Annotated in this window: 9 protein-coding genes; 2 read left to right on the top strand and 7 right to left on the bottom strand. The window is 62.2% G+C overall.

Annotated elements, in window-relative coordinates; translation table 11 throughout:
* Nucleotides 1-11: 11 nt before the first annotated feature.
* Both V6S97_RS11660 and V6S97_RS11655 read right to left on the bottom strand, forming a co-directional pair.
* Nucleotides 12-818: a 3'(2'),5'-bisphosphate nucleotidase CysQ gene (locus tag V6S97_RS11660; protein WP_003503157.1), complete on the bottom strand. Its 807-nt coding sequence runs from the start codon at nucleotides 816-818 to the stop codon at nucleotides 12-14.
* 93 nt (nucleotides 819-911) lie between these two features.
* Nucleotides 912-2,258, bottom strand: a complete 1,347-nt coding sequence (locus V6S97_RS11655) for a TldD/PmbA family protein (RefSeq protein ID WP_003503159.1) — start codon at nucleotides 2,256-2,258, stop codon at nucleotides 912-914.
* Nucleotides 2,259-2,374: 116 nt separating this feature from the next.
* Here V6S97_RS11655 and V6S97_RS11650 point away from each other — a divergent pair, with 116 nt between their 5' ends.
* Nucleotides 2,375-4,204, top strand: a complete 1,830-nt coding sequence (locus V6S97_RS11650; RefSeq protein ID WP_003503162.1) for a monovalent cation:proton antiporter-2 (CPA2) family protein — start codon at nucleotides 2,375-2,377, stop codon at nucleotides 4,202-4,204.
* Between the two features lie 61 nt (nucleotides 4,205-4,265).
* Here the strand turns inward: V6S97_RS11650 and V6S97_RS11645 are convergent, their stop codons facing one another.
* The 3 genes from V6S97_RS11645 to V6S97_RS11635 form a co-directional block, all read right to left on the bottom strand.
* Entirely contained in the window at nucleotides 4,266-5,192 is a 927-nt protein-coding gene (locus V6S97_RS11645) for a patatin-like phospholipase family protein (protein ID WP_003503164.1), read from the bottom strand.
* 187 nt (nucleotides 5,193-5,379) lie between these two features.
* A complete protein-coding gene (rsmD, locus tag V6S97_RS11640) occupies nucleotides 5,380-5,937 on the bottom strand; it encodes a 16S rRNA (guanine(966)-N(2))-methyltransferase RsmD (RefSeq protein WP_003503166.1) in 558 nt (185 codons plus the stop codon).
* The gene (locus tag V6S97_RS11635; RefSeq protein WP_003503168.1) at nucleotides 5,918-7,876 is read right to left on the bottom strand and encodes a pseudouridine synthase; all 1,959 of its coding nucleotides are present in this window, start codon (nucleotides 7,874-7,876) and stop codon (nucleotides 5,918-5,920) included. The genes rsmD and V6S97_RS11635 overlap by 20 nt, the downstream gene beginning before the upstream one ends.
* Before the next feature lie 71 nt (nucleotides 7,877-7,947).
* On the opposite strand from V6S97_RS11635, the gene V6S97_RS11630 reads away from it, so the two are divergent.
* Nucleotides 7,948-8,406 (top strand): nucleoside deaminase, encoded by a 459-nt coding sequence (locus V6S97_RS11630; protein ID WP_003503170.1) that lies wholly within the window; start codon nucleotides 7,948-7,950, stop codon nucleotides 8,404-8,406.
* A 50-nt stretch (nucleotides 8,407-8,456) separates the two neighbouring features.
* Here the strand turns inward: V6S97_RS11630 and V6S97_RS11625 are convergent, their stop codons facing one another.
* Nucleotides 8,457-9,098, bottom strand: a complete 642-nt coding sequence (locus V6S97_RS11625; protein WP_003503172.1) for a hypothetical protein — start codon at nucleotides 9,096-9,098, stop codon at nucleotides 8,457-8,459.
* A 142-nt stretch (nucleotides 9,099-9,240) separates the two neighbouring features.
* Nucleotides 9,241-12,144, bottom strand: a complete 2,904-nt coding sequence (gene ileS / locus V6S97_RS11620; protein WP_060722956.1) for an isoleucine--tRNA ligase — start codon at nucleotides 12,142-12,144, stop codon at nucleotides 9,241-9,243.
* Nucleotides 12,145-12,223 lie beyond the last annotated feature (79 nt).

The following is a 12,223-nucleotide window of genomic DNA, read 5'->3' as shown; positions in this document are numbered from 1 at the left end:
CCCGGCAAACGTCAACTGTCAGACAGATGTGAAAACGCTTTCAAAAGTGCAGGCAGCGCATAATCTGCTGCAGCGCACAATGCGGGGTGGTTAACCTGCCGGCGATTATACATCAGAGGTTTTCCATCGAGCCCGACCAGACGACCGCCGGCCTTCTCCAGAATGAGGTCGGCGGCGGCCAGATCCCACTCATGCGAGTTGGCCTTGACCAGCGTTCCGTCGATGCGGCCATCCGCCACCATGGCCAGCCGGTAGGCGAGCGAGGGCACGTGTGGAATGCGTTTGACGGTGCTGCGCACCTCTTCCGGCAGATGCGTGATCACGTCTTCGGGCGCTGCCAGATGGAAGATGCCGGCATTTTCGCGCGCGGCAAAAACGGGTGACCCGTTCTTCAGAGCTTCACCACCTTCAAATGCGGTAAACTCCTCCGCAAGCGCCGGGGCGACAAGCGCCGCGACCACCGGCCGGCCCTCATGCACCACGGCGACGCTGACGCACCATGTATCCCGGCCGCCGATGAAGGCGCGGGTACCGTCAATGGGGTCGACGACGAAGACGGTGGAGCGGGACAGCCTGTCCGTATCGTCATCCGTCTCTTCGGAAAGCCAGCCATAATCCGGCCGGGCGGAGCGCAGGATGGTTTCGAGGATTTCATTGGCGGCGTAATCGGCCGCGCTGACCGGCGAAAGCCCGCCATTTTTCCACCAGACCTCGGGATCCTTGCGGAAGAAACCGAGGGCCGTCTCACCCGCCTTGCGGGCGGCTTTAAGGACCAGCCGCAGATCGGAGGCCCAGCGGGCTTCAGCCATATCGTTCATTTTGCCGTCTTTTCCGCGCGCCTCAAACGGCGCGCCCGTTTTTCTCTTCGCACTTGCACATAAAGTGTCGGCGAAAACAACCCGCAGGCCGCCTCACTTGCCCGCGATCGTCATGCCTTCAATGGCGAGCGTCGGGGCCGCGACGCCGTATTTGCGATCGATATCATTGGCCGGCGTGACCCGCATGAACATGTCCTTCAGGTTCGAGGCAATGGTGACCTCGGAAACCGCGAAGGTCTTTTCGCCATTCTCGATCCAGAAACCGCTGGCGCCGCAGCTATATTCACCCGTGATCATATTGGCGCCGTGGCCGATCAGCTCGGTGACGTAAAAGCCGGTTCCGACCTGCCTCAGCAAGTCCTCCGGCGAGAGATCGCCCGGCTCCAGCGCGAGATTGGTAGAGGCCGGCGAAACCGCCGTGCCGCCGCGCACGCCGCGCCCGTTGGTTTCAAGGCCAAGTTCCCGCGCCGCCGAAGTGGAAAGGAACCAATGCTTCAAGACACCATCCTCGATCATCGTCATCTTCTCGCCGCGAACACCCTCGCCATCGAAGGGACGCGAGGACGGGCCGCGCACGATCTGCGGGTCGTCGGTGAGATAAAGGCCCTTTTTCAGAACCTGCTGACCCATTTTATCGCGCAGGAAGCTGGTCTTGCGGGCAACCGAAGCGCCGTTGATCGCGCCGGCAATTGCACCGACGAAGCCGCGGGCGATGCGTGGATCGAAAACCACAGTGATGTTGCTGCCGGTATCGACCTGGCGCGGGCCGACACGCCGCACGACTTTTTCACCGGCGCGGCGACCGATTTCCTCGGCCTCATCGAGATCGGCATAATAAAGGCGGCTGTCGAAATCGTAGTCGCGCTCCATCTTCGTGCCTTGGCCGGCGATGACGCTGACGGAGCGGCTGAAACGGCTGCCCATATAGCTGCCGGAAAAACCGTGTGACGTAGCGAGGACGAGACCGCCCATGCCGCTCGATGCGCCGGCACCGGAGGAATTGCTGACGCCCTTGACGCCGAGTGCTGCTTCTTCAGAAGCAAGGGCTGCCTCACGCAGCTGATCGGCCGAGACCTCAGTCGCATCGAAAAGCTGGAGATCGTCATACGACGTCGCAAGCCGCTCCTTGTCCGCCAGGCAGGCAAAGGGATCTTCCGGCGAGACCTTGGCCATGGCGACGGCCCGTTCCGCCAGCGTCTTCAGATCGAAGCCGGGATTGGCGGACACGCTCGCCACCCGGCGGCCAACGAAGACGCGCAGGGAAAAATCGTCGCTTTCGGAGGATTCGGTGCTTTCCACCTTGCCGAGCCGCACGCCGACCGACTGCGAGCGCGAGCGGACGACAACGGCATCCGCCTCATCCGCACCGGCGGCACGGGCAAGATCGACAAGTTCGCTGGCGCGATCGAGAAGTTTGGAAGAATCTATTTCTGAGGACATGAGTTGGCCTTTCATTCCTGTTCCATTTATTGTGCCAGCAACCCCGCATCAAGGGCGAAACGCCGCTTTCTCCATTCGGACGGTTTTGTCGCCACCCTATTCGAAAGTCCGCCCGCATGACCGAGCACGACGCTCTCTTTTCCGAACCATTGCTGCTTCTGGCCGGCGCAGTCATCGCGGCCTCCGTTTTCCGCAAGCTCGGGCTTGGCACCGTGCTCGGTTATCTGGTCGCCGGCATCATCATCGGCCCGTTCCTGCATCTGGTCACGGATGCGAAGGACATCTTCAACGTCTCGGAACTGGGCGTCGTTTTTCTGCTCTTCATCATCGGCCTTGAACTCAAGCCTTCACGCATCTGGCAGATGCGGCGCGATATTTTAGGCCTCGGGCTGGCGCAGGTGCTGGTGACCGGCAGCGTGCTGGCGGCCATTGCATGGTGGGCGGGGCTGATCGACTGGCGGGGAAGCGTGGTTGCGGGTTTCGGTCTTGCGCTTTCCTCCACCGCCTTTGCGCTACAAATCCTTGCCGATGACGGCGACATGAATACGCGGCATGGCAACCGGTCCTTCTCTATCCTGCTGTTTCAGGACCTTGCCATCGTGCCGCTTCTTGCCCTCGTCACCATTCTTTCCAACCGCCCGGATGTGCCGACGGATTCGATGGTGTCCGATCTCATCGCCTCCGTCGTTGCTGTGGCGGGCATGGTGCTGGCCGGGCGTTACCTGCTCACGCCGATGTTCCAGATCATCGCCCGCACGGGTGCGCGTGAAGTGATGATCGCGGCCGCCCTTTTTGTCGTCATCGGTGCTGCCGCCATCATGGAGATGGTCGGGCTTTCCATGGGCATGGGTGCGCTGCTGGCGGGGCTGATGCTGTCGGAATCTTCCTATCGCCATGAGCTGGAGGCGGATATCGAGCCGTTTCGCGGGCTGTTTCTGGCGCTGTTCTTCATGGCCGTCGGCATGTCACTGCACATCCATATCGTTTATGAGCACATCGTCCTCATCCTGATCGCCGTGCCGGCGATGATGGCGGTGAAGGCTGCCATGATCTATGGCCTCTGCCGCATCGCCGGCTCCTCGCGTTATGCATCGAGCCGGATTGCGCTGCTTCTGGCGCAGGGCGGCGAATTCGGTTTCGTGCTTTTCACCACGGCGGCGGCCTCCGGGCTGTTTCCGCAGGCAACCGCCTCGATCCTCGTTGCCGTTGTCACGCTTTCCATGGCGCTGACGCCGCTGCTGGCTGTGATTTCGCGGCGGCTGACGGCGGAGGATGCGGAAGAGGACAAGCTGGAAGAGGATTTCGACGGGGCGGGCGCGGATGTGCTGATGATCGGCTTTTCCCGTTTCGGCCAGATCGCCTCACAGATTCTTCTCGCCGGCGGGCGCGACGTAACCGTCATCGACAGTTCCGCCGACCGCGTGCGTCAGGCCGCCCGGTTCGGCTTTCGCATCTTTTTCGGTGACGGCACCCGCAAGGACGTGCTGATCGCCGCCGGCATAGAAAGGGCCGATCTCGTGGCGGTCTGCACCCATAAAAAGGAGGTCACCGACCGTATCATCGATATGATCCAGTCAGAATTTCCAAGCGTGCGCATCTATGCCCGCTCCTATGACCGCGTGCATTCCCTCGACCTCAGGAAAAAGGGCGTGGAATATGAAATCCGCGAGACGCTGGAATCCGGCCTGCTGTTCGGCAGGCGCATTCTGGAGGGGCTGGACATGGACGGCGAAAGGGCGTTGGCAATCGCCGACGATATTCGCGAACGCGACGAGCAGCGGCTGGAGCTTCAGGCCGTCGAAGGCCTCGCCGCCGGTCGGCAGATGCTGCACAACAAGCCGGTGCGCGAGGTGAAGCCGGAACCGCTGATGAAGCCGAAGACCAAGGCGGAAAAGTGGGAGGAGGAAGAGGGTTCGGAGGAGAGCGAGACGGAAGTTTCGCTGTGATTCAAAGGCGATGGCTGGAAGAGCGCCACTTGTTTCCCAGCGAATATCCAGGACGTACCGCTCAAGCCTCCACACCCTGCCCGCGATGAAACAGCTCCACCTGCATGTCGATCTGCCGTTTCAGGTCGTCCTTGATGCTAGCCGACGCGTTCAGCACCTCCTCGGACTTCAGGAAATCCAGCACGCCGAAACGGTGCACCGGCGGGCGCAGGAAAATATGCGGCGGGCGTAGCCTCAGTTTCAGGGCGATTGCCGCCTGCATCATCAGCTGGCTGGCGCCGAACAGGCTGTCCAGCCGGTTCGGCATGGTGGTGCCGTCGCCTTCGGGGCCACCGACGACATCGACGCCGATGACGATATCGGCCCGATCCAGCAGATGTTCGTAGGGCACGGGGTTGAAGATGCCGCCATCGATCATGATGCGGCCATCGATACGAACAGGCATGAACAGTGCCGGAATGGCCGCGGATGCCGCCAGCGCCTGGATGATCTCCCCGCGTTCCACCACCACTTCGGTCTGCGCGTAATAGTCTGTGGTTATCACTTTGAGCGGAATGGCAAGCTCCGAAAAATCCTTCGGCAGAGCCTGCGGCATCAGCGCGTGCAGAATGAGTTCGAGGTTGAACTGCCCAAGGCGAAAACCGTCCACCGCGTGTCGCATCGATGCCGGGCCGAGGCTCCAGAGCCGGTTGGCGACCGAGCCCTTTCGTCCCATGAGTTCAAGCGTGTATTCGCGGATTTCGCGGCCGGTCATGCCGGCTGCCATGCCCGCGCCGATGATGGAGCCGATGGAAGAACCGGAAATCGCCACCGGCCGGATGCCGAGTTCGTCCAGCGCCTCGATGACGTTGATGTGGCAGATGCCCCGCGCCCCGCCGCCGCCGAGCGCCAGTCCGAATGTCGGCTCGTGGCCACCCGCGCCGTCAACTTGGAGAACCTCTTCCCCGGCGCGGACGATCGTGACGCTTTCGTTTACACCCTGCTCCATGCGAACACCCAAATTCTTTCCGCGGCAAAGACTCTGCCTATTTGGCAAACAAGACAAGACCGTGGCGTGACGGGAGGTGTTCCTATTAGAGTGTTTTCGCTTTTCTTCGAATCGCGAAAACACTCCAACTCTTTGTTCTGTCGCATTTCCGGACGGAAAACCGGGCTCCACTTTTCCTGGAAAGGTTCTAGGGCTCGTAGCGGTAGAAATGCATTTTCGTGTCGCCGAAGATGCGGCTTTCGAGCGGCTTGAATACCGGATCGACCTTCACCGCCACATCGCCGCGCTCTTCCAGAATGGCAAGCGCGCCAGGTGTCAGCCAGCCGCCGCCATGGGCTGCAGAGAAAGCCTTCTCACCATGGCCATGGCCATAGGGCGGGTCGGCGAAGAGAAGATCGAAGGGCTCGATATTATTGACACCACCGAGCTTGGTGGCGTCACGCCGCAAAATGCGGGCGCGGCCATGCAGACCCAGCGCATCGATATTTTCCCAGAGCAGCCCCCTGCCCTCGACGCCGTTTTCGACGAAGAGCGCCACACGACAGCCGCGCGAAAGCGCCTCCAGACCAACCGCGCCCGTTCCGGCAAAAACGTCCAGAACGCGCGTGCCGTCCAGACTTTCCGGATAGGCGTGGCTTAAAATGTTGAAGAGGCTTTCCCGCGTCCTGTCGATGGTCGGACGAATGGAATTCGATTTCGGCGCGGCCAGTGTCCGGCCGCGGAACTCACCGCCTACGATCCGCATTACGTGTCATTCCCCTGCCTCCAGAAGGTTTGCCACCCGGGCCTTTGCCGCCCGGCTTGCCGCCGCCGGGACCACCGGGGCCTTTGCTCTTGCCTGAGAAACCCGAACGTTCGCCACGCTCGCCCGATTTTCCGAAGGACGGTTTGCCGAATCCGGGTTTACCGCCCGGCTTGCCGCCACGAGGCTTGTCTCCCGCCGGGCGCTCGCCGCGTGGGCGCTCACCGTCTTCACGGGGCCTGTCGCGGAACGGACGGTCACCGAAAGGTTTTTCACCGCGGGCGGTGCGATCACCGAAACTCTTTTCGCCGCGTGGACGGTCACTGCGCGGACGATCACCCTCTTCACGCGGCTTGTCACGGAACGGCCGGTCGCCGAAAGGTTTGCCGCCGCGCGCCGGGCGGTCACCGAAGCTCTTTTCGCCGCGCGGACGGTCGCCACGCGGGCGATCACCTTCTTCACGCGGCTTGTCGCGGAATGGCCGGTCGCCGAACGGCTTTCCGCCGCGGCCACCACGATCGCCAAAGCTCTTTTCGCCGCGCGGACGGTCGCCGCGTCCGCGGCCACCTTCTTCTTCGCGGGGGGAATCTGAGCGGATCCACTCGCCCTCGGCATCCGCATGCCGCACAACGTTGCGGCGCGCCTCGTCCTGGGCGGAAGGCTTCTTGAAGAGGTTTTCGGCTTCCGCGCGGGCGGAAGACTTGCGCTCCTTGCCATCACGGGTGGGCCTTGCACCGGGTGCCATCCAGACATTGGCCGTGCGGCTGGTGCCGGCGGGCTGGCGTGGGCGGCGGTCGTCGCCATCATCCTCGCTGCGGCCCTTTGCGCCAAATTTCCCGGCGGGCTTGGAGCCGAACTTGCCAGCCGGCTTGTCGCCGCGCTTGGTATCCAGCCGTCCGAGCGCCTTTTCGCGACGGTCTTCCGGCTTGCCGGCAGCCTTGTCGAAACGCGGCTTGCCTTCCGGCGCATCGCTCTTTGCCCATTCGGACTTCACCGCCCGCTTCGGCGTGTTGTCTTCCTCGTCTTCAACGGGCGCATTATAGATCGGCGCGTCAAAATTGGCGCCGGCCTGTTCGATCAGACGCGGTCCGAGCTGGTCGCGCAGCATGCGGCCGCGCACTTCCAGCACCTTGCCTTCGGCGAGATCGCCGAGCTGGAACGGACCGTAGGAAACGCGGATCAGGCGGTTGACCTCGAGGCCGAGTGCGCCGAGCACGTTCTTGATCTCGCGGTTCTTGCCTTCACGCAGGCCCATGCTGATCCAGACGTTGTGACCCTGGGTACGGTCGAGCGTCGCGTCGATTGCGCCATAAAGCACGCCATCGACGGCAATGCCTTCCTTCAGCTTGTCGAGCGCTGCCTGATCGACCTCGCCATGGGCGCGGACGCGGTAACGGCGCAGCCAGCCGGTGGTCGGCAGTTCCAGCACGCGGGAAAGACCGCCATCATTGGTGAGCAGCAGCAGGCCTTCGGTATTGATATCGAGGCGGCCGATGGACAGAACGCGCGGCAGTTCGCTCGGCAGATTGTCGAAAACGGTCGGGCGGCCTTCCGGGTCGGAGTTGGTCGTCACCAGACCGGCGGGCTTGTGATAGAGCCACAGGCGCGTGCGCTCGGCACCGCGAATCGGCATGCCGTCGACTTCGATCTTGTCCGACAGCGTGGCGTTGACCACCGGTGTATCCAGCTTGACGCCGTTCAGCGACACGCGGCCTTCCATGATCATGCGTTCGACATCGCGGCGCGAGGCCACACCTGCGCGCGCCATGATCTTGGAAATGCGCTCGGGCTTGGAGCCGCCAACGGTTTCCGGCGCCGGGGCGGCCTTTGCCTCGGTCGGTTTCTTTTCGCGCTCTGCGGCGGGCTTGCCGGGGCCTTTCGGCTTCTTGTCGCGGCTAATTGTCTTGCCGCCGTCACGCTTCGGCTTGTCTTTAAAAGTCATTTGCTGTTTGCCTGTTGTTTGGGCTGTCCTATCAGGTCCAAGCACAAGGGTTAAGAGGAAATTGAAACGCAATGGCCGAAAGGACGCATTTCATGGAACTGGCGCTGGCGGAAGCCCGTGCCGCCGGCGAGCGGCAGGAGGTTCCGATCGGCGCCGTACTGGTTCTGGACGGCCGCGTCATCGCCCGTTCCGGCAACCGCACCCGTGAATTGAATGATGTGACGGCGCACGCCGAAATCGCCGTGATCCGCATGGCCTGCGAAGCGCTGGAGCAGGAACGCCTGCCCGGCGCTGATCTCTACGTGACACTGGAGCCCTGCACCATGTGTGCTGCGGCGATTTCATTCGCCCGTATCCGCCGGCTCTATTACGGTGCGGAAGACCCGAAGGGCGGCGCGGTGCATAATGGCGTGCGCTTCTTCAGCCAGCCGACCTGCCACCACGCGCCGGATGTCTATTCCGGGCTGGCGGAAAGCGAAAGTGCCGACATCCTGCGGCAATTCTTTCGCGAGAAACGCCTCGACGATTGAGCGGCCGGCGGGAGGCTCATGCTTTCCCGCAGGCCATCAGCCATTCGTTTTTACTGGAAGGGGTTCCACCAGCTCTTGCCGGTGCCGGCGACTGCCGCTTCTTTCTTGCGGCGCTTTTCTTTCTTCTGCTCCGGCTCGCCGAGATCGGTCAGCTGATCCTGCGGGACGCTGCGATATTCAGCCGGCGGGTCGGTGAGGAACTTGCGCTGGGCATTAACGACGGAGCCGCCCTGGGCTTCGGCCTTCGCCTTGCGGAAGGCTTCCCATTTCTGGCTTTCGGTCATCTGGCCGGCAGTGCCGTTACCGGCGAGCAACGGCGAGCGGTAATGCGGGTTGTTCTTGTTGGCATCCGCCTCGTCGCGCAGACGTTCGCGGGTCTCTTCCGGCGATTCCACCCATTGCGGGTTGTTTTCGCGGCTTGCCATGTTCTGCTGCGGCGTGGCCAGCTGTTCGGCACGGGTCTGGGCGGGAACGACGAGACCCGGGCGGGGGCTGTATTTCAGGTTGCGCTTGCTCTGGTCACCGGTGATCGAGGTCGCGTTGCCAAGATCGTCGACAAGCTGTTCAGCCGCCGTCTTGCCCGTACCGTAGGTCGGGCTCGTGCAGGCGCCGAGCAGCACGCCTATCGCCGTGATGCCTGCAACCGTGCGAAACATGCCCAAACCCTGCGCATTACCCTGCATCGTCTTCATCGAAACCCTTCCAGCCGTCCGTCCCACTGCGCCAGACATCGTCTTTCGGCAGGCGGCAGCCCGCATTGCCGTGCAAATCCGGCCATTTTCAGGCAGGTGTACCGGATGAAGAGGCAAAGCGCAATTCATCCGGCCATTTTCATTATGCCAGGGCTGCAAGCTCGCGCAGCGCGGCCGCATCGCGGGCGGAAACCTCCGGATAGTCCGGATCGGAACCGACATCGGTGGTGATGCGCCAGGAGCGAGCGCATTTTACGCCCTCCGCCAGCTTCTGCTCGACCACGACCTTTGCCACTTCCGGCAGGCGGAAGCCATCGGCGGGGCCTTCGTCACCAACCACCGAGATGGCCGAGGTGATGCAGATTTCGGCGAAATCCTGCCCCTTCAGCGCCGCCAGAAGATCGGCGTCGGCAATGTGCACGACGGGCGCGGCTTCGAGCGAGGAGCCGATACGCTTTTCGCGGCGTTCGACTTCCAGCGCGCCTGTCACGACCGTGCGGACCTTGCGGATTTTCTCCCACTTCGCTTCCAGCGCGTCGTTCTTCCATTCCGCCGGGATTTCCGGGAACTGGGCAAGATGCACCGATTCCGCATCCGGATAACGCGATAGCCACGCTTCTTCGGTGGTGAAGGGCAGCATGGGCGCGAGCCAGGAAACAAGGCAATCGAACAGCTTGGCGATGACCGACAGCGATGCCCGGCGCTTCAGCGACGACGGCGCGTCGCAATAAAGCGTGTCCTTGCGGATATCGAAATAGAAGGCCGAAAGCTCGACATTGGCGAAATCCACCAGCGCGCGGGCGATCTTCTTGAACTCGAAGCCGTCATAACCCTCGCGCACGACCTTATCCAGATCGGACAGGCGATGCAGCACCAGCTTTTCCAGCTCCGGCAGATCGTCATAGGCGATCTCTTCGCCCTTATAATGGGCGAGCGTACCGAGCATCCAGCGGATGGTGTTGCGCAGCTTGCGATAGGCATCGACATTGGTCTGGATGATGGCCTTGCCGAGACGCTGGTCTTCCCAATAATCCGTCGTCATGACCCACAGGCGCAGGATATCGGCGCCGGCGTCCTTCATGACTTCCTGCGGCGAGACGACGTTGCCCTTGGACTTGGACATCTTCTCGCCCTTCTCATCCATGGTGAAACCATGGGTGACAACGGCGTTATAGGGCGCGCGGCCGCGCGTCGCGCAGCTTTCGAGCAGCGACGAATGGAACCAGCCGCGATGCTGGTCGGAACCTTCGAGATAGACATCCGCCGGCCACTTCATGTCCGGGCGGTCTTCAAGCGTGAAGGTGTGGGTGCAACCGCTGTCGAACCACACATCGAGGATGTCCATGACCTGCTGCCATTTGGCGTGGTCGTGGTCATTGCCGAGGAAACGTTCCTTGGCGCCTTCGGCAAACCAGGCATCCGCACCTTCAGCTTCGAAAGCCTCGATGATACGGGCGTTGACGGCCTCGTCGACCAGAACCTCACCATGCTCGTCGGCGAAAACGGCGATCGGCACGCCCCAGCTGCGCTGGCGCGACAGAACCCAGTCGGGACGGCCTTCGATCATGGCGCGCAGGCGGTTCTGGCCGGAGGCCGGAACGAAGCGGGTCTGATCGATGGCGTTCAAGGAGCGCGAACGCAGCGTCGTGCCGTCGCCCAGTTCCTTGTCCATATAGACGAACCATTGCGGCGTGTTGCGGAAGATGACCGGCTTCTTGGAGCGCCAGCTATGCGGATAGCTGTGCTTCAGGCGGCCGCGGGCAAACAGGTTATTGGCAGCGATCAGCGCCTTGATGACGCGGTCGTTGGCGTCGCCCTTCTTGCCGTTATCATCCATGACGCGGGCAGCGCCGCCTTCGGCGGACGGGCCGAAACCGGGAGCGTCTTCGGTGTAGAAACCATCGTCACCGACCGGGAACGGGATGGCCGACGAAACACCGCGCGCTTCCAGCTCGCGCTGATGCGCGGTCCAGACGTCAAAGTCCTCACGACCGTGGCTCGGCGCGGTGTGCACGAAGCCCGTACCGGCATCGTCGGTGACGTGATCGCCTTCGAGAAGCGGAACCGGGAAATCGTAACCGAGCGAAGCCAAAGGGTGGGCGCAGGTGATGGCGGCCAGTTCTTCGGTTTTCACGTCGCGAACGAGCTTGAAGGTCAGCTTCGCCTTGGCTGCGGCCTCATCGGCCAGCTTCTTGGCGAAGATCAGCTTTTCGCCCGGCTGCGGGCCAAAATCATTCTGCGCGCTTTCAACTTCGAAAAGACCATATTCGACCCGCGAAGAAAACGCGATGGCGCGGTTGCCGGGGATGGTCCACGGCGTGGTCGTCCAGATGACGACGGAGACGCCGGAAAGAGCGGGCGCAGCGTCCTTTACCGGGAATTTCACCCAGATCATGTCGCTCTCGACATCGGCATATTCGACTTCGGCTTCCGCCAGCGCCGTGCGCTCGACGACCGACCACATGATCGGCTTGGAGCCGCGATAGAGCTGGCCGCTCTTGGCGATCTTCAGGAGTTCGCCGGCGATGCGGGCTTCGGCGTGGAAGTTCATCGTCGTATAAGGGTTTTCGAAGTCGCCTTCGATGCCGAGGCGCTTGAACTCTTCCGACTGAACCTTGATCCAGCCGGCCGCGAAGTCACGGCATTCCTTGCGGAATTCGTTGACCGGAACTTCGTCCTTGTTCTTGCCCCTGGCGCGATAGGCTTCCTCGATCTTCCATTCGATCGGAAGGCCGTGGCAATCCCAGCCCGGAACGTAATTGGCGTCGTAGCCGCGCATCTGGAAAGAGCGGGTGATGACGTCCTTCAGGATCTTGTTCAGTGCATGGCCGATATGGATGTTGCCGTTGGCATAGGGCGGGCCGTCATGCAGCACGAATTTTTCGCGGCCGGCGGCGGAAGCGCGCAGGCGCTTGTAGAGGCCCATCTCCTGCCAGCGCTTCACCGTTTCCGGTTCCTTCTGCGGCAGGCCAGCGCGCATCGGAAAATCCGTCTGCGGCAGATAGAGGGTGGAGGAGTAGTCCAGTTTTTCTGCGGTGTCGCTCATAATCGTACCGTTGTTGCGCGCCGTGTCGGTCGCGCCGTCTCAATTTCAAAGAGGGGCAAATACGGAAAGCGCCATGACA

The organism is Agrobacterium sp. CCNWLW155, from assembly GCF_036888815.1.
Classification (GTDB): domain Bacteria; phylum Pseudomonadota; class Alphaproteobacteria; order Rhizobiales; family Rhizobiaceae; genus Agrobacterium; species Agrobacterium radiobacter.
Note: the sequence above shows the minus strand (reverse complement) of the source record. Positions and strands in the feature narration are given on the sequence as shown.